At 56.0% G+C, this 18,296-nt stretch carries 17 protein-coding genes and 1 tRNA gene; 10 read left to right on the plus strand and 8 right to left on the minus strand.

Annotated elements, in window-relative coordinates:
* The first annotated feature begins 7 nt into the window (after nucleotides 1–7).
* Nucleotides 8–835: a phytanoyl-CoA dioxygenase family protein gene (locus tag GQF03_RS15775; protein ID WP_161340227.1), complete on the plus strand. Its 828-nt coding sequence runs from the start codon at nucleotides 8–10 to the stop codon at nucleotides 833–835.
* Nucleotides 836–844: 9 nt separating this feature from the next.
* Here the strand turns inward: GQF03_RS15775 and GQF03_RS18685 are convergent, their stop codons facing one another.
* On the minus strand, nucleotides 845–1,048 hold the full coding sequence (locus GQF03_RS18685; protein WP_162858486.1) for a hypothetical protein: 204 nt from the start codon (nucleotides 1,046–1,048) through the stop codon (nucleotides 845–847).
* On the opposite strand from GQF03_RS18685, the gene xth reads away from it, so the two are divergent.
* From xth to GQF03_RS15790, 3 genes are all read left to right on the plus strand, one after another.
* Nucleotides 1,023–1,826 (plus strand): exodeoxyribonuclease III, encoded by an 804-nt coding sequence (gene xth, locus GQF03_RS15780; RefSeq protein WP_161340228.1) that lies wholly within the window; start codon nucleotides 1,023–1,025, stop codon nucleotides 1,824–1,826. The genes GQF03_RS18685 and xth overlap by 26 nt on opposite strands.
* A 69-nt stretch (nucleotides 1,827–1,895) precedes the next feature.
* Nucleotides 1,896–3,122 carry an adenylate/guanylate cyclase domain-containing protein gene (locus GQF03_RS15785; RefSeq protein ID WP_161340229.1) on the plus strand — a complete coding sequence of 409 codons (1,227 nt, stop codon included), beginning with the start codon at nucleotides 1,896–1,898 and terminating at the stop codon, nucleotides 3,120–3,122.
* A 78-nt stretch (nucleotides 3,123–3,200) separates the two neighbouring features.
* A complete protein-coding gene (locus GQF03_RS15790; protein WP_161340230.1) occupies nucleotides 3,201–3,998 on the plus strand; it encodes an SDR family NAD(P)-dependent oxidoreductase in 798 nt (265 codons plus the stop codon).
* A gap of 6 nt (nucleotides 3,999–4,004) precedes the next feature.
* On the opposite strand, the gene GQF03_RS15795 is transcribed toward GQF03_RS15790, so the two are convergent.
* From GQF03_RS15795 to GQF03_RS15825, 7 genes are all read right to left on the minus strand, one after another.
* Nucleotides 4,005–4,493: a class I SAM-dependent methyltransferase gene (locus GQF03_RS15795; protein WP_161340231.1), complete on the minus strand. Its 489-nt coding sequence runs from the start codon at nucleotides 4,491–4,493 to the stop codon at nucleotides 4,005–4,007.
* Complete coding sequence (gene queG, locus GQF03_RS15800; RefSeq protein WP_161340232.1) at nucleotides 4,480–5,646, minus strand: tRNA epoxyqueuosine(34) reductase QueG; 1,167 nt, start codon at nucleotides 5,644–5,646, stop codon at nucleotides 4,480–4,482. Before queG ends, GQF03_RS15795 begins: the two co-directional genes overlap by 14 nt.
* The gene (gene fzlA / locus GQF03_RS15805) at nucleotides 5,627–6,295 is read right to left on the minus strand and encodes an FtsZ-binding protein FzlA (RefSeq protein ID WP_161340233.1); all 669 of its coding nucleotides are present in this window, start codon (nucleotides 6,293–6,295) and stop codon (nucleotides 5,627–5,629) included. Before fzlA ends, queG begins: the two co-directional genes overlap by 20 nt.
* Nucleotides 6,296–6,381: 86 nt before the next feature.
* Nucleotides 6,382–6,654 (minus strand): hypothetical protein, encoded by a 273-nt coding sequence (locus GQF03_RS15810; RefSeq protein ID WP_161340234.1) that lies wholly within the window; start codon nucleotides 6,652–6,654, stop codon nucleotides 6,382–6,384.
* A gap of 209 nt (nucleotides 6,655–6,863) precedes the next feature.
* Entirely contained in the window at nucleotides 6,864–11,426 is a 4,563-nt protein-coding gene (gene gltB, locus GQF03_RS15815; protein ID WP_161340235.1) for a glutamate synthase large subunit, read from the minus strand.
* A gap of 16 nt (nucleotides 11,427–11,442) precedes the next feature.
* A complete protein-coding gene (locus GQF03_RS15820; protein WP_161340236.1) occupies nucleotides 11,443–12,885 on the minus strand; it encodes an NAD(P)-dependent oxidoreductase in 1,443 nt (480 codons plus the stop codon).
* A 302-nt stretch (nucleotides 12,886–13,187) separates the two neighbouring features.
* On the minus strand, nucleotides 13,188–14,141 hold the full coding sequence (locus GQF03_RS15825) for a complex I NDUFA9 subunit family protein (protein WP_161340237.1): 954 nt from the start codon (nucleotides 14,139–14,141) through the stop codon (nucleotides 13,188–13,190).
* Between the two features lie 177 nt (nucleotides 14,142–14,318).
* Between GQF03_RS15825 and GQF03_RS15830 the strand changes: the two genes are divergently transcribed.
* The 6 genes from GQF03_RS15830 to lptB all read left to right on the plus strand — a co-directional run bounded on the left by GQF03_RS15830 (nucleotide 14,319) and on the right by lptB (nucleotide 18,267).
* Nucleotides 14,319–14,404: transfer RNA gene (locus tag GQF03_RS15830), tRNA-Leu, on the plus strand.
* A 69-nt stretch (nucleotides 14,405–14,473) separates the two neighbouring features.
* Nucleotides 14,474–15,088: a ribonuclease D gene (locus GQF03_RS15835; protein WP_161340238.1), complete on the plus strand. Its 615-nt coding sequence runs from the start codon at nucleotides 14,474–14,476 to the stop codon at nucleotides 15,086–15,088.
* A gap of 129 nt (nucleotides 15,089–15,217) precedes the next feature.
* Entirely contained in the window at nucleotides 15,218–16,219 is a 1,002-nt protein-coding gene (locus tag GQF03_RS15840; protein ID WP_161340239.1) for a KpsF/GutQ family sugar-phosphate isomerase, read from the plus strand.
* Nucleotides 16,220–16,223: 4 nt separating this feature from the next.
* The gene (lptC, locus tag GQF03_RS15845; RefSeq protein ID WP_161340240.1) at nucleotides 16,224–16,901 is read left to right on the plus strand and encodes an LPS export ABC transporter periplasmic protein LptC; all 678 of its coding nucleotides are present in this window, start codon (nucleotides 16,224–16,226) and stop codon (nucleotides 16,899–16,901) included.
* A 23-nt stretch (nucleotides 16,902–16,924) separates the two neighbouring features.
* Entirely contained in the window at nucleotides 16,925–17,479 is a 555-nt protein-coding gene (lptA, locus tag GQF03_RS15850; RefSeq protein ID WP_161340241.1) for a lipopolysaccharide transport periplasmic protein LptA, read from the plus strand.
* Nucleotides 17,480–17,493: 14 nt separating this feature from the next.
* Complete coding sequence (gene lptB / locus GQF03_RS15855) at nucleotides 17,494–18,267, plus strand: LPS export ABC transporter ATP-binding protein (protein ID WP_161340242.1); 774 nt, start codon at nucleotides 17,494–17,496, stop codon at nucleotides 18,265–18,267.
* Nucleotides 18,268–18,296 lie beyond the last annotated feature (29 nt).

The following is an 18,296-nucleotide window of genomic DNA, read 5'->3' on the forward strand; positions in this document are numbered from 1 at the left end:
ATTTGCGATGAGCCAACGCAACACACCACCCAGTACGTCTTACGGCATTCTCAGACAGGATCAATTCTCGTCCGAACTTGAAGAGACCGCGGGACAGGTCCGCCGACTCGGATTTGCCATTGTGGACTCCGGATATACCCGGGTGGAACTTTCTGAAATTTCCGAAGAATTTGAACGGACACGCAAAAGATACGTGGAAAAATGGGGTGAAACGGACCTCAAACAGGCGAACGAAATTCATACCATACGAGCGCCGATATCGCATGGAGGACCGGCGTTTCTAAAGCTCGTGATGAATGAGAACCTGCAGGCGGTCTTAAAATTGCTTATCGAGGGAAAATATATCCTCAATCAGCAAAATGGCATTATCAATCCGCCAAACGAGACTTATAATCAGGCGTTCTGGCATCGCGACCTGCCCTACCAGCACTTTGTGTCGAGCACCCCGCTGGCCATCAACGCGCTTTTCTGTATTGATGATTTTACGTTAGAAAATGGCGCAACTTTTGTTCTGCCGGCCTCGCATAAAGATAAAGCCTTTCCTTCCGACACCTACATTCAGAAAAATGCCCTGCAAGTCGAAGCGAAGGCCGGACAGTATATCCTGCTGGATTGCATGCTGTTTCATAGTGGCGGATTCAATCGCACCGAAAAAGAACGTCGGGCGGTCAATCATGTTTTCAACATTCCCTATTTCAAACAACAGATCAATTTGCCCCGTAATATGAAAGCTGACGGCCTGACTGTTGGAGAAAAGGAAATTCTCGGTTTTTACTATGAAGAACCGGCGTCCATCGAGAGTTATCTTAAATCACGCTTGCCGAAAAAGGATTGATGATTTGGATCAGCCGCCAACAGGGAGTTTCATGGTTTTTCTTGGAATATCCAGACAGGCAACTACAAACAAGGTCACACCGGAGGCAGAATCAAGATAGAAGGATGGTTCAAAGTCTTTATCAATGGCCATCAAAAGTGCTAAAAAATTTAACAGTATCTGAATTTTATCAAAGATTGGAATCCCTTTGCGATTAGCTACTTGGAACGTCAATTCCGTTCGCGCCCGTCTCTCCCATGTCGAGCAATTTGTGACAGAAATTCAGCCTGACATCCTCTGTCTTCAGGAAACCAAGGTGACGGACAACGAATTTCCGGTCAAGGCATTCAGGAACCTCGGCTATGAGCATCATGTCATCGCCGGACAGAAAAGCTACAACGGCGTCGCCATCTTCTCAAAACTTCCGTTTTCGACAACAGACTCGAAAATCTGGTGTGGAAAGGATGATAAGCGTCATCTCGCCGTTACATTGGAAAACGGGGTGGAACTCCATAATTTTTACGTTCCGGCAGGGGGTGATATCCCGGACGTTACTGTGAACGACAAATTTGCCCATAAGCTCGAATTCATGTCCGAGATGACGGACTGGTTTGCAAAGCGACGGGCCGACGACAACAAGCTGATCCTGGTTGGCGATCTTAATGTTGCGCCCCTTGAAACCGACGTATGGAACCATAAACAACTCCTGAAAGTTGTCAGCCACACGCCTATAGAGGTCGACCATATGGCGCGAATTTACGGCTCGCATGATTGGATCGACGCGATGCGCCATTTCGTTCCGGAACCTGAACCGTTATTTTCCTGGTGGAGCTACCGATCCCCTGACTGGAAAGCCGCAAACAAGGGCCGCCGGCTCGATCACGTCTGGGTGACGCCCGCCTTAAAGCCGTATCTTAAATCCATGAATATTCACCTGGAACCGCGCGGTTGGGAAAAGCCGTCAGATCACGCGCCGATTGCCGTCGATTTTGATTTCAGCGGATTGACGTGAGGAACGCATCGGCTGTTATTATAGCTTGCCCGCACCGCAGAGCCGGCGACAATCGGATCAGCGATAGCCATGCAACGTCAACTGGAAACGCCTTTGAAGAAATCGCCCCCGGAACCGTCTGAAAATACGGACCTGTCGCATCGGCTTCTTGTATTATCCGCCCTGATGATGGCTATCGCGGCGGTCTTCTGGGGGGGATTATATGCCTATTTCGGGGAATTCAGAGCCGCCGCAATTCCCTGGGGTTATTCGGTAATCTCCTTCATTTTCCTGCTCCTGTTTCGTCACGAGCATGGCTTCGTCCTTCTTCGCACCAGCCAGCTTTTGCTCTCCCTCTTGCTGCCCTTCCTATTGATGTGGGAATTGGGCGGATTTATTAACTCCTCAGCCGTCGTCATCTGGTCCCTTACCAGCCCGATGGGCGCCCTCGTTTTTGCCAACCGCCGGGTCGCCACCTGGTGGTTTATCGCGTTTATCCTGCTGGTTATCATCGGCGCCGCGATCAGCTTTGGTGACGGGACAATCGACAATAGGCTGCCCCCCGCCCTGATCGTTATTTTGTTCGTCATGAATTTAAGCGGCGTCTCTATCGTTGCCTTTGTCCTGCTTGTCTATTTCGTCGGCCAGAAGGACCAGACGTTCAATTTGCTAGCGATTGAACGTCAGCGTTCGGAGGATCTTATTTGCAATATGCTCCCCGAGGCGATCGGCGAGCGATTGAAGCGGGAGAAAAGCCCAATTGCCGACAGGCTTGAAAATGTCACCATCCTGTTCGCCGACATCTCCGGTTTCACGAATTATTCGATGAACCGGACGCCGGAAGAAATCGTGACATTGCTCGATCAGGTTTTCTCGGCGTTCGATGAAATGGCCTCGCGATACGGGCTTGAGAAGATCAAGACGATCGGGGATGCCTATATGGTCTGTGGTGGATTGCAGGGGGATCCGGAAAAAAGTGCGGCGAACGCCGCGAATTTCGCCTGCGAGACCATTGCATACCTCACCGCCATTTGCGCAACGCAGTACCATGGATTAAACATCCGGGTGGGAATGAATACCGGTTCCGTTGTCGCCGGCGTAATCGGCCATACCAAATTTTCCTATGATATCTGGGGAGACGCGGTCAATGTCGCCGCCCGCCTGCAACAGGCGGCCAAACCAGGGCAGATTTTGTTGTCAAAAAACACCGCTGACCTGCTTGGCGACGACTTTACGCTGCTGCCGCAGGGAGAAACCGAGCTTAAGGGCCATACGCCCGTTGTCACTTACATTTTGGGAAGAAGGGCGCGGAGCTAGGCGGGATCGGACTTGCGCCTTGCAACGGGTTACTGCACACTCTTTCGAAAATAACAAGAACAAGGGAGAGAAAAGAGCATGACAGGGGAGAGTCACGGAAACGGCCGTCTGGACGGAAAAATTGCGCTGATCACGGGGGCCGCATCCGGCATTGGACGGGCGACGGCGGAACGGTTCGCGCGCGAGGGCGCGAAAGTTGCGCTTACCGATATCGAGCCGGAGAAAGGTCAAACCCTCGCGGAGGATTTGGCCGCCAATGGCCACGACGCCTTCTACCAGAATCTCGATGTGGTTGATCAGGAAGAATGGCGTGCCGTGGTCGATGCGGTCGTCGCCCGTTGGGGGCGGCTCGACATTCTCGTCAATTCCGCGGGAATTGGCCGCGCCAAGGGTCTTCTGGATATGTCCTATGATTTCTGGCGCCAGACGATCGCCATCAACCTCGACGGGACCTTCCTCGGAACCCAGGCTGCTGTGGACAGCATGAAAGACTCCGGCGGTGGCGCGATTGTCAATATCTCGTCGGTTCTCGGGTTTGTCGGAATGTCAAATATCTCCGCCTATGCCGCAAGCAAGGGCGGCGTCAGGCTTTTCACGAAGGCCGCCGCGATCGAATGCGCCGAGAAAGGCTTTAATGTTCGGATCAATTCCGTTCATCCCGGCTATATCGAGACACCAATGGTCATGCGGCGCTTCGACAAAATTGCGGAAGAAGAAAGAGAGGCGGAGGAAACTCGGCTAAAACAATCACATCCGCTGGGTCGTCTCGGCAAACCGGAGGAAATCGCCTCAATGATCCTCTATCTCGCATCCGATGAGGCAGCCTTCGTTACCGGAGCAGAGTTCGTTGCCGATGGCGGATATCTCGCGAAGTAGGACCGATCACATCTGCTGATAGATGTGATAGCGGCCTTCGGCCACACCTTCGGGAAGCGGGCGAGATTGCCATTTCGCCACCTCAAACGGCTGATCACTGACGATGATGGCGCCGGGGGCAAGGAGACGCGGCAAGCTGTCGCCGAGCGCCTTCGCCAGCGCGACGCTTGCCGCTTTGTCCCCGGAGCCGATATCGCAATGGGCGAGCACGGCTTTTGATGCCATTCTTTCAGCCGCATTTGGGATCGTTTCCAGAAAATCCCCGACAATCATATGATCCTGATCCGGGATACAGTCTGGATGCGCCTGCACATGGCGATCGAAAACATAAATGTCCCGATCCGGCATCAGGCTGCGCAGATGGTCAAACGTCCGGCCGTTTCCAAGACCGAGCTCCAGCACGCTGCCGGGAAGATCCCTGATCAGTTCCGCCGCATGGTTCAGGCAGTCGCGCTGGGCGCTCATTCTCCGAATGAAGCTGTCAAGCCTGCTCATCCTTCTTTCCCTTGCTTAGTTCCCATTCGCCTCGCACCTCCGCATCCGTCTCTCCCTCTATCAGCTTTTCTCTCATCCGGCTATATTGCTCAGACGTCGCCAATCTGCCCAGGGCCCACACCGCGGCGACCCGAACGATGGGAGAGGAATCCTCCAGAAGCGACGTTACTTCCGGAGTATACTCGGGACTATTGCTGTTGCCGATCGCAATCAGAACATTGCGGATAAACCGGTTGCGGCCAAGTCGTTTAACGGGAGTCGCCCTGAACAGCGTTCTGAAGGCGGCATCATCGAGTTTCACAAGATCCGCGAGTTTCGGCGCAACGAGCTCGGCGCGCGCGTGCAGGCTCATCTCCTTGGCGGCCTTGGCGTATTTGTTCCAGGGACACACGGCGAGGCAATCATCGCATCCATAAATACGGTTGCCGATCAGCGGCCGCAAATCCCGGTCGATATGCGCCCTCGTCTCAATCGTGAGATAGGAAATGCAGCGCCGGGCATCGAGCTGGTACGGCGCGGGAAAGGCCTGTGTCGGACAAATATCGAGACAGGCTGTGCAGGAGCCACAGCTTCCCTCTGCCGTGTCATCGGGCACGATTTCAAGCGTAGTGAAAATACAGCCGAGAAACAGCCACGACCCAAAGTCCCGGCTTAAAAGATTCGTATGTTTGCCCTGCCAACCGAGCCCCGCCCTCTCGCCGAGCGGCTTTTCCATAACGGGGGCGGTATCAACGAAGACTTTCACATCCCCACCATATTCCCCGATGAGGTCCCGCGCGATCTGTTTCAGTTTCTTTTTGACCACGTCGTGATAGTCCCGCCCTTGCGCATAGACGGAAATGACGCCCCGGTCAGGCGCGCCGGTAAAGGCGAGCGGATTTTGCTCCGGCCCGTAATTCATCCCCAGCATGATGACCGACCGCGCGTCGGGCCATAATGCGTTGGGATGGCGGCGGCGATCCGCCTTTTGCTCCAGCCAGTCCATGTCACCGTGACGACCGGCGGCGATAAATTCCCCAAGCCGATCACCTGGCGTCGTGCTGATATCGGCGGCGGTAAAGCCGACGGCATCAAACCCCACCGCCACGGCCATCTTGCGTATATGCGCTTTGTCGACGGGGCGCTGGACCACCCTAGAAGTCGAGGTCGGCATAGTGAGAGGGCGCCGGCATTCCCGGCAGGTTATCCGCCAGTATCGAGCGGAAACTCGGCCGCGATTTGGCCCGCGCATACCAGATTTTAGCAGTGGGATGCTGCTCCCACGGGACATCGCCGAGATAATCGACGCTGGAAAGCTGCGCCGCCGCCGCGATGTCCGCATAGCTGAAATTATCGCCCGCCAGCCAGGACCGTCGCTCCACCAGATAGGTTATATATTCGAGATGATAATGGATGTTATGGTGACCGGCGCGGATGGCCGCCGTATTCGGCGTTCCGGATTTGGTCAGCCGCTTCATGATCTTTTCCTCGACAAGGTTGTCCGTCACCTCGAAAAAGAACTTCCGGTCAAACCAGCCGACAAGCCGGCGGGTCTCGGCTCTGTCTATCCTGTCTTTCGGAAGGAGGGGAACATCCTCATAGGTTTCCTCAAGATATTCACAAATTGCCTGGCTGTCGGCGAGAACGATATCGTTTTCATCAACGAGAACCGGCACGTCGCCGGCGGGATTGCGGGCGAGAAGTTCATGTCGCCGTTCCCACGGCTTTTCAATTTCAAGGTCGAATTTCAGGCCTTTTTCCCCAAGCGCCAGGCGGACTTTGCGGCAGGCCGGGGAAATCCAGAAATGATAGAGTGTTCGCATGGGGCGACATTACCCCATGCGGATAAAATGTAGAATAGGCTGATTGCAGGAATTTACTAAAAATATCCCGATCGGCGCCGGCCGGGTCAGTTAACTGGATGGATCATCAGGCTTTCGCTGCGCTTCAAAAGCCGTGCGCATTCACGCCGGATGCGTTCGAACATCTCGGCAACACGGATCTTGCCTTGCCGGTCGAGACGGCTGACCTGCTTGAGCGCCATTTCCGGCGCCTCATCGCCATAAATGAGAATGTAACGGCGGGCTGCCCATTTTACGTCCTCCGTGCTGATAATCTGATCGGCATAGGGGTTGGACAAAGTGCCCGACTCGTTGGCGGCAACAGCCATTGAATATTCCATTTCAGGTTCTCCTTTTGGGACGCATGCATTTTCTGTTGCCTCAGTATCAAGCAAACCGCATGCCAGCGCATTTGCCGCACAACCCCCTGAAACTCCTGAAATTTTCACGATTGCCGGATAGGCATGAAGGGTACATGGGGAAATTTCTGCCGAACAAAAAAAGCCGGCGCCCATCGGCACCGGCTTCCTTATTCGGATTTTCGCCGCGTTCAGGCCCGTCGTTGCTCGGCCTCGTCGGACAGCGGGTGGGACAGCTTTTTGAGCATTTCCTTCGGGCAAACCTGATAGAACCGCTCGCGCTCCCATCCCCAGTCGGCGAGCAGCGATTGCGCAAGCGGGGAATGGGTATGTTCGGCGTGATCGGCGATCATGCCTTTCAGCACCTCCTCCCAATGGCGGGAGGCAAGCCGCTGGTAGACCACCGATTCTTCGTTGATATGTACCGGCAGGACATCATCGACGTCATAGACAAAAGCCATGCCGCCCGTCATCCCGGCGCCGAAGTTATCCCCGACCGCGCCGAGAATCGCCACCATTCCGCCCGTCATATATTCGCACCCGTTGGTCCCGCAGCCCTCGACGACAGAAACCGCGCCTGAGTTACGGACGGCATAGCGCTCACCGGCCTGACCGGCCGCATATAGCGCACCCGACGTCGCGCCATACAGGACCGTGTTGCCGATGATGGCATTTTCATTCCATTTCAGCGGGCTCGACGTCAGCGGACGGATGACAATCGTGCCGCCCGAAAGGCCCTTGCCGCAATAGTCGTTCGCATCCCCTAGGACCTCAAGCTTGAGCCCCTGAACCGCAAAAGCGCCGAGAGACTGGCCGGCAGAGCCGCGAAGGCGGACCGTGATATGACCCGGCTCGAGCCCCGTCATGCCGAAGGTCCGGACGATTCGCGACGAAAGCTTCGTGCCGATCGCCCGGTGGGTATTGCGGATACTGTAGGCGAGCTGCTTCTTCTCGCCGCCCTTGGTGAAGACGCTGGCCGCATCCATGATCATCTGGGCATCCAGCGTTTCCGGAACCGGAATCGGCCCCTCATTCACGCAATATCTCGGGTTGTTCCCCGCATCGGCTTCCGCGAGCAGCGGGTTCAGATCGAGGTCGTCGAGATGAGCGGAGCCGCGACTCACTTGCGTCAGCAGACTGCTGTGCCCGATTATTTCCTGGAGCGAGCGATATCCGAGCTGCGCCAGAATCTCTCGCACTTCCTCGGCAAGGAAGCTGAAGAGATTGACCAGTTTGTCCGCATTCCCCTCATACTTCTTGCGAAGGTCCTCATCCTGCGTACAAATGCCAACTGGGCAGGTATTGGAATGGCATTGACGCACGAGAATGCATCCGAGCGCGACCAGCGCGCCTGTGCCAAGGCCATATTCCTCGCCTCCCATCATCGCACTGATGACAATGTCGCGGCCGGTCTTCATGCCGCCGTCGACCCGGAGCAAAACACCATGCCGGAGCTTGTTGAGGGTCAGCACCTGATTAACCTCTGGCAGGCCCATTTCCCACGGAACGCCCGCATATTTGAGCGAGGTCTGCGGGCTTGCACCCGTACCACCGGAATTCCCGGAGATCATGATCACGTCGGCTTTTGCCTTGGCAACGCCCGCGGCGACCGTCCCAATGCCCGCCTCCGCCACCAGCTTCACGCAGACCCGGGCATCCGGATTGATCTGCTTGAGGTCATAGATCAGCTGTGCCAGATCTTCGATCGAATAGATATCGTGATGCGGCGGCGGGGAAATCAGGGTCACACCCGGGGTCGAATTCCGCAGCTTTGCGATCATCTCCGAGACCTTGAAACCAGGCAGCTGACCGCCCTCGCCGGGTTTTGCGCCCTGGGCGATCTTGATCTCGATTTCCTCGCAGTTGTTAAGATATTCCGCAGTGACGCCAAAGCGCCCCGACGCAATCTGCTTGATTGCCGAATTCGCATTATCCCCGTTTGGCCGCGGCTTGAAGCGCCGGACATCTTCGCCTCCTTCCCCGCTGTCTGATTTGCCGCCAATGCGGTTCATGGCGATGGCGAGGGTTTCATGCGCCTCCGGGCTCAACGCGCCAAGGCTCATCGCGCCGGTCACAAACCGTTTCCGGATTTCCGTGATGCTTTCCACCTCGTCAATCGGGATCGGCTGACGCGGTGACTTGAAATCAAGAAGATCACGCAGGTTGACCGGCGCCATCTTGCGCATGCCGTCGCTGAATTTCTTGTAGAGCGAATAGCTGTCCTTCTCCACCGCCGTCTGTAGCAGATGGATCAGTTCCCCATCAAAGGAATGCACCTCGCCCGACGCGCGGAACCTGTAAAGACCGCCGACCGGCAGGCTGATGACATCAGAACGATAGGCCTTGTCATGCTGCTCCAGAACCTTGTGCTGGATGCCCGGCAGGCCGATCCCGGAAATACGCGAGGGCATGCCCGGGAAGAATTCGGCAACCAGCGCCCGCGACAGGCCGACGGCTTCGAAATTGTAGCCGCCACGATATGAGCTGATGACCGAAATCCCCATCTTCGACATGACTTTGAGAAGTCCCTGGTCGATCGCGTCTTTCGCACGCGCCAGGCAGCTCTCGATATCCAGCCCCGGGAACAGGCCCCGCTCATGACGGTCCATGATCGATTCCTGCAACAGATAGGCATTGACGGTCGTCGCCCCGACGCCGATCAGAACAGCAAAATACTGGACATCCAGGCATTCGCCGGAGCGTATATTGACCGATGTAAAGGTACGCAGCCCCTCGTTGACAAGATGCGTATGCACACCCGCCGCCGCCAGAATAGACGGAATCGGCGCCCGGTTTTCGTCGGCGTTCATATCGCTGAGGATAAGATGGGCGCAGCCACCGCGCACCGCATTTTCCGCTTCGGCGCGGATATGGCGGAGCGCATTCGAAAGCGCCTCGGGCCCATCGTTGACGTCGAACGTGCAATCGATCTCCTGCGCGGTATCACCCATATATTTCTGCATGGCATCGAATTCACCATTTGTCAGAACGGGCGATTCAAGGGACAGGATTTCCGCCTGGCTTTTGTCCTCATCGAGAATATTGTTGAGGTTGCCAAGACGGGTTTTCAGGGTCATGACCCGACGTTCGCGCAAACTGTCGATTGGCGGGTTCGTGACCTGGCTGAAGCGCTGACGGAAATAATGATGCAGGCCGCGATAATGCTTGGAGAGAACCGCAAGCGGGGTGTCATCTCCCATTGATCCGACCGCCTCCTTCCCGTCTTCAACCATCGGCTGGAGAATCAGTTCAAGGTCTTCCATCGACCAGCCGGAGCATAGCTGGCGCTTACGCAATTCCTGACGGTCAAACCGCCGTGTCTCGCTCGAGTCGGCGAGCCTGCCGCCGAGGTCAACAGTATTCTCGATCCATTTGTCGAACGGTTGCGCGTTCGCCATCTTGTCTTTCAGCTCCCGATCGAAGTAGAAGCGGCCTTTTTTGAGATCGACGCCGATCATCTGGCCGGGACCGACCCGGCCTTTCCGCGTGATCCGCGATTCATTGACCGGCACCATGCCCGTTTCTGAGCCGACAAGCAGCAGGTTGTCGCCGGTCAGCGTGTAACGCAGCGGCCGAAGCCCGTTGCGATCCATGCCCGCAATGACCCACCGTCCGTCGGTTGCGCAAATCGCGGCCGGGCCGTCCCAGGGCTCCATTACGGAGTTGCAATAGGCATAAAGCGCCTTGTGTTTTGCTGGCATATTCTCCTTGTTACCCCAGCTTTCCGGGATGAGAAGGGTCTTCGCCATCGGCGCACTGCGGCCCGCGCGGACCAGCACTTCGAACACGGCGTCAAGCGCCGCGCTGTCGGAACTCCCGGCCTGGATAATCGGCTTCACATCATCCGATTTGTCCCCGAAGGTGTTGGAGACCATGCGGATTTCATGGCTTTTCATCCAGTTGATGTTGCCACGGATCGTGTTGATCTCGCCGTTATGGGCCAGCATCCGGAACGGCTGCGCCAGGTTCCAGGTCGGAAAGGTATTGGTCGAATACCGCTGATGGTAGATCGCAAAGGTCGACTCGAAGCGGTCATCCAGAAGATCCGGATAGAAGCTCGAGAGCTGTTCGGCAAGGAACATGCCCTTGTAGATGATTGAACGGCAGGATAGCGTACAGATATAGAAACCGCTGATATGGGCGGCCAGCACCTTCTTTTCGATCCGCCGACGGATGATATAGAGATCGCGCTCGAACTCGTCGTCATCGACACCGCGCGTGTTGGCAATCATGATCTGTTCGATCTCGGGGCGCGTCGCGTTGGCTTTTTCGCCGATGATGCTCGCATCAACCGGCACCTGCCGCCAGCCGTAGATATAATAACCGAAGGCGAGAATTTCGCTTTCGACGATCGTCCGGCAGGTTTCCTGCGCCTCAAAATTGGTTTTGGGAAGGAAAACCATGCCAACGGCGAGCCTGCCGTCGATCGGCTCATGGCCGGTGCGCATGATATGTTCCTTGAAGAAGTCCTGCGGTATCTGCACATGAATGCCGCACCCGTCGCCGGTCTTGCCATCCGCGTCGACCGCGCCGCGATGCCAGACGGCTTTCAGCGCATCGATGCCGGCCTCGACAACCGCGCGCGATGCTTTGCCGTCGATGGCGGCCACCAGGCCGACGCCGCAATTGTCTTTCTCCTCGGCGGGGTCATACATTCCCTCAGCTTCGAGATAAGCGGCGTTCTCCGTCCAGGACTTGACAAATTCTTCGCCCGCGGAGAGAGCAGTCATATTATTCTCGGTTACTTTTTTCATTTTCTCATTCCCTGCACTAGGACGCCAGCACCTGCTTTTCACTTGCCTGCTTTTCGACGAGATAGCTATGTATCGACGCCGCCGCATCGCGGCCATCCCGGATCGCCCAGACGACCAGCGACGCCCCGCGGACAATATCGCCAATGGCGAATACGCCTTCCAGGTTGGTCATCGCCGTCTTGAAGTTCACCGATACGGTTCCCCAACGGGAGACTTCCAGCCCCGGTTCATCGAACAGCTGCGGGATATCCTCGGCATCGAAACCAAGCGCCTTGATCGCGAGATCGCAGGGGATATCATGCTCGGACCCGTCAATTTCGACCGGCACCTGCCGGCCCGTGGAATCGGCGATTCCCAGATGCATATTGATTGCCTTGACGCCGCGCACCTTTTCATCGCCGAGAAAGGCCTTGGGCGCGGAAAGCCAGACAAATTCCACGCCTTCCTCTTCGGCATTCACGACCTCGCGAAGTGAACCCGGCATGTTCTTGCGATCCCGCCGATAAAGACATTTCACGGATTTCGCCCCTTGGCGAACCGCCGTGCGGACGCAGTCCATCGCCGTGTCACCGCCGCCGATGACGACGACATGCTTGCCGTTGGCGTCCAATGTGCCATTGTCAAATTCCGGAACCTCGTCACCGAGACCCTTACGATTGGAAGCTGTCAGATATTCAAGCGCCGGAACAATACCGCCGAGGCCACTTCCCGGCACCGAAATATCGCGCGATTTGTAAACCCCCGTCGCGATGATGATGGCGTCATGCTTGGCGCGAAGCTCGGCGAGGGTTGCATCACGACCGACCTCGAAATTCAGATGAAAGGTCACGCCGCTGTCCGCCAGCAGTTTCGCCCGCCGCTCCACCACTTCCTTTTCAAGCTTGAAACCCGGAATGCCGTAAATCATCAGCCCGCCGACGCGGTCATAGCGGTCATAAACATGCACCTGGTACCCCTTCTTGCGAAGCTGGTCCGCGGCCGCGAGACCTCCGGGGCCGGCCCCGATTATGCCGATGGCCTGGTCCCGCTCGACGCTCGGCTTCGTCGGCTTTACCCATCCCTTTTCCCAGGCGGTATCCGTTATATATTTTTCAACCGCGCCGATCGTGACCGACTCGAACCCCTTCTCGATCACGCAGGAGCCTTCGCAAAGGCGATCCTGCGGGCAGATACGGCCGCAGATTTCCGGAAAGTTGTTTGTCGACTGGCTCACTTCATAAGCTTCTTCCAGCCGGCCCGCCGCCGTCATCATCAGCCAGTCGGGAATGTTGTTCTGGACCGGGCAATGAACCTGGCAATAGGGAATGCCACATTGCGAGCACCGGCTCGCCTGCGCGGTGGCGCGGTCGTTGTCGAATTCGTCATAAATTTCATTAAAATCCTGACGCCGCTGATCCGCCGAACGTTTCGTCGGCATTTTCTTTTCTAGCGAGACAAATTTAAGCATTTTTTCAGTCATCAGGCATTCCCGTTCCGCACATGTAAAAAAACAGGCGCGGTCTTAATTGACTACATCAATCAAATTACAAGTTAATCTCGGCCGCAGTCCGCCGTCTCCCCGCAAATCTCCCGCCCAGAGGCAGAATGCCGGACCAACGCAAAAGACCGAAGTCACTGAATACCCTAAATAATGGAGTAACGCCAGCAAAAAAAGCAATTTAAGTCATACACGCTGACTTAAATTTTAGCGAAATCGTCGAAAATCCGCTTGCTGTCGCTATTTCCCATCGATACTCGGAAAATTATAGGTCCGTTTCGGACCTATACGGCAGTCATGGGAGTCAGGCCGCCGCCACGACGGAATCGGCGCAAGTAGTCCGGCACCACAGCGTCAATGGCGGTTGGATGAATTCCCAGGTCCTTGAGATTGGGATAGGTACCGCTGGCGACATTGTCATACTTCAGCAACTTGACCTGATCCGGGGTGAGTTGAGGGCGTCCGGGCGCCAAGGCCATCAGGGTCGCCATAACCGACATCAGGCTGGAGGAAACTGGCACCAGCAGGCATTTACGCCCCGTAAATTCGAGGACTTTTTCCATGAGTTCACGGAAACTGTAGACATCCGGCCCCGCAAGCTCCCAGGTTTTACCCTGCTCCGACGGTGTTTCGATAATCCGGACAATCGCATCGGCAAGATCCTCGACGAAGATTGGCTGCATTTTCGCTTTTCCACCGTCCGACAGCGGAAAAACCGGCGCAATCGACAGGATGCAGGCAAATCGGTTGAAAAAATCGTCATCGCGGCCGAAAACGACCGACGGGCGGAGGATCGTCGCGCCGGGGAATTCCTTTGCCGCCAGTTCCTCGCCAACCGCCTTGCTGCGCGCATAGGCGGCCTCGTGATCCTTTGTCGCACCCAGCGCCGACATGTGAACGAGCTGCTGCGCCCCGGCCGTCTTCGCTGCCGCCGCGATCCGTTCCGCCGCATCCACATGCAGGCGGCCGAAATTCTGAGCGCCTTTCTCGTAAAGAACGCCGACAAGATTGATCACGATATCCGCGCCCGCGACAGCCCTCGCCACCGAACGCGGGTCGCGGACATTGGTTTTAAAGCCGACAACCTGGCCGACATTGCCCTGCGTCATCAGCTGCGACGCAACCTCGGGATCGCGCGCCGCAATTCTGATTTGATTGCCTTTTGCCGCAAGCCGACCCACCAGATGGCGTCCAATAAAACCGGAGCCTCCAAAAATGGTAATCAATTGACCTGACATTCTTCTCTTCCTCTGGCTGCGGGGCGCGCGCGACAGGCCCCCGATATGTCATGATTGACGCCAATATCTACCTGCTAAGGCCATCGACGCCAAGAGCAAACCGCAAAATTCTTGAAAAGTTTTGACGAAGTTAGTTGACATCCGTGCAACCGCTTTATATCAGAGGCGACGATAGTTGCCCAGGTGGCGGAATGGTAGACGCGCTAGCTTCAGGTGCTAGTTTCCGAATGGAAGTGGAAGTTCGAGTCTTCTCCTGGGCACCATTGCTTTAGCATATATTTACGGTTATGCCCCTATCCTTCACGCCGCACTAGCCGTTACCGGAGGATGAAATGGCAATTTTTCTGCATCACGGCGATTTACCGGACGACGTTGATCTCGGCTCGGCGATTGCGGTGGACAGCGAGACAATGGGCCTCTTGCCGCACCGCGACCGGCTTTGCCTGATCCAGCTTTCCGCCGGCGACGGGGATGCGCATCTCGTGAAATTTGATGGCCAGAGCTACGATGCGCCAAATCTGGCGCGCCAGCTCGCGGACCCGGGCCGGCTCAAGATTTTCCATTTCGGACGCTTCGATATTGCGGTGATCGAGCATTACCTTGGCATAAGCTGCGGCCCGGTATACTGCACAAAAATCGCCTCCCGCCTTGTCCGGACCTTCACCGACCGTCACGGCCTCAAGAACCTTTGCCAGGAATTACTCGCCATCGACATTTCGAAGCAGCAGCAGTCTTCGGACTGGGGCGCGGCGGAACTAAATGATGCACAGTTGGAATATGCGGCCTCCGATGTTCTCTACCTCCATCAGATTAAGGATCGCCTTGACGAGATGCTCACCCGCGAAGGACGCCAGGAACTTGCCGCACGTTGCTTCGAATTTCTTCCGGTCCGCGCCCGCCTCGATCTCGAAGGCTGGTCGGAAACGGACATTTTCGCCCATAGCTGAGTCGGATGGAACGCGCTATTAACCTTGTGATGAAGGCGCAATTTTCTTATATATTAAGAGACCTCGACGATAGAGCGCCGGCCCGGCACAAAGCACACCGGGAAAAGTAACCAGACGACGGATCGATTAATGACAATTTCGAAGGAAGCGGTAGCAGCCAGGCTTGACGAGACTCCCGATCTTGTTGCCGCCCGAAAGGTCCTGAAAACGGAAGCGGATGCGCTGATGCGGCTTCTGGAGGATCTTGATGGCGAATTCGTCAAAGCCCTGGACTTTATTTTCAAGGCGAAGGGCCGGGTCGTCGTCAGCGGTATGGGGAAAAGCGGCCATATCGGCAATAAAATTGCCGCAACTCTTGCCTCTACCGGCACGCCTGCACAATTTGTCCATCCGGCCGAAGCCAGCCATGGCGATCTTGGCATGATTACGAAGAATGATGTCGTGCTATGCCTGTCGAATTCCGGCGGGACGAAGGAACTCAGCGATATCATAGCCTACACAAGGCGTTTCAATATCCCCCTGATAGCGATTGTCGGCAAGGCCGACAGCACGCTCGGCCGCCGGGCGGACGCGGTACTGCTGCTCCCCGATGTGCCGGAAGCCTGTCCGATGGGCCTTGCCCCGACGACGTCGACAACGGCGGCGCTCGCGCTTGGCGATGCGCTGGCGGTTGCGCTGCTCTGTCGCCGCGGCTTCGATGCCGAACAGTTCCGTGTCTTCCATCCGGGTGGCAAGCTGGGCGGTTCACTCATCAAGGTCGAAGACCTGATGCATAGCGGCGATGCCATGCCACTCGTCGAAGAAAGCACCTTGATGAGCGAGGCACTCATCGAAATTTCGGCGAAAAGTTTCGGATGTGTCGGGATCATGAACGCGGATCAGGAATTGGTTGGCATCATCACCGACGGCGACCTTCGACGTCACATGGGCGCCGATCTTCTGAAAAAATCGGTCAGCGACGTGATGACGCGTAATCCGCAGACGATTTCGCCGACGGCGCTTGCCGGTGAGGCGCTGGCAAAGATGAATTCAACGGGCTTCAACGGTATCACCTGCCTGTTTGTGGTCGACAGGGGCCGGACCGTCGGCATTATCAGCGTTCATGACTGCCTAAGAAGCGGGGTCATGTAATTTTATGAAACCCGCCGACATACTACCCGCCGACAAAGAAATCCCGAATGAAACGATAGCTGGCACACAGGACTTCATTGGCACGCCGAGTTTCGCCGAGATGAAATTCAACGCGCGCTATAGCCACTTTGTCGCCATCATCAAGTTCATTTTACTGGGGCTTGCCATATTGTTGGTTGGTCTGGCGTTCATCCTGCCCAATCTCGACAAGCCGGAGGGATTTACGCTCGATTACGCGGATGTCACGGTTTCCGATGACGGATTGACGATGAAGAATCCGCAATATGTAGCGAGCGATATCAACGAACGGCAGTATGTCGTCACCGCCGATACGGCAACGCAGAAATCGGCGACGGCGTCTCTCGTTTCGCTAAAAAACCTGCAGGCGGATATTACGCTGTCGTCCGGTGACTGGATTTCAGTTACCGCGCCGACGGGAGATCTGGACACCGAAACCGGCATTCTCGATCTCTATGGCGAAATCGATATCTTCAGCGACAGCGGAAACCAGCTGGCCGCCAATTCGGCGCGGGTTGATCTCAAGAATCGAACGATCAAAAGCGATCATCCGATGAAGGGCCACGGCCCCCTTGGCGCAATTGAAGCGGATAGTCTTGCCGCGGACCAGATAACTGGTAACATACGCTTTGACGGCAATGTCAAGCTGATCATCAACCCTTGAAACGGACCACGGAAAATTCCCTTATGCTGAGGCTGACCCCCGATATAAAACATTTGCCTGCCCTCGTTGGCCTGATGCTTTTGGCAGGGGTTTCGATTGCCGGGGCGCAATCGGCCCTTACAGGCGGAGCCAATACCGATCAACCGATCGAGATCACAGCCGACTCCCTTGAGGTCCAGCAGGCCAAGCAGCTTGCTATTTTTGAGGGCAATGTTCAGGTCGTTCAGGGCGATATTCGCATGCGCTCGGCCAAGCTGATCGTCCATTACTCGGAAAAAGATCAGCAAAAGGATGGCGACCCTGCCAATATCCGGCAAATCGACGCCCTGGGGAACGTCTTCCTCTCCAGTCCGCGCGAAACGGCCCAGGGCGATAAAGGCGTTTACGACGTCACAAATAAATTAATCAATTTGCAGGGAAATGTGGTACTAACGCAAGGCAAGAATGTGCTGCGCGGCAACACGCTTACCCTTAATCTGATTACCGGCGAAAGCCGGGTTGAAGGCGGCGCGGCAACGAATGCAAATCAGGGCCGCGTAAAGGGGATATTTGTTCCTGAGAAAAAAGCCGGCGAGTAGAGTTTGGAACGGTGATGACGACAGGAATACAGGAAATAGATAAAGGCCCGAGACTGGTTGCGGAAAATACGGGCCTCAAAGCCCAGAATATTGGTAAGTCCTTCAAAAAACGGCCTATTCTTCGTGGTGTGGATATCGACGTCAACCGGGGGGAAGCCGTTGGCCTTCTCGGGCCGAACGGCGCCGGCAAGACGACCAGCTTCTATATTATTTCAGGCCTCCTGCGTCCCGACTATGGCACCATTTATCTCGATGGCCGCGACGTGACGGATCTTCCCATGTATCGCCGCGCGCGTCTTGGTATCGGCTACCTTCCCCAGGAAGCCTCCATTTTTCGCGGGATGAATGTCGAGCAGAATATCCGTTCCGTGCTGGAACTCATTGAACCGATCCGCGAAAAGCGAGAGAACATGCTGGAAGGTTTGCTGGCGGAATTCTCGATCTCCCATCTTCGCCGGACGCCGGCTATCGCACTGTCCGGCGGCGAACGCCGCCGCGTTGAAATTGCCCGCGCGCTGGCGGGGAAACCCAACTATATCATGCTGGACGAGCCCCTTGCCGGCATCGACCCGATCGCCGTCGGGGATATCCGCGATCTAGTCTCCCACCTCAAGGATCGCGGCATCGGTGTTCTGATCACCGAGCATAACGTACGTGAAACGCTTGATATCATTGACCGTGCATATATTCTTAACGAAGGCCGTGTCATAAAAGAAGGAATCCCGTCGGAGATTGTATCCGACGAAGGAGTGAGACGCGTTTATTTGGGGGATCGCTTCAATCTCTAGTCCAACGGGGATTGACAGGGATCAGGAGT

It is taken from the genome of Sneathiella chungangensis (assembly GCF_009882935.1).
In the GTDB taxonomy this organism is placed as follows: Bacteria; Pseudomonadota; Alphaproteobacteria; order Sneathiellales; family Sneathiellaceae; genus Sneathiella; species Sneathiella chungangensis.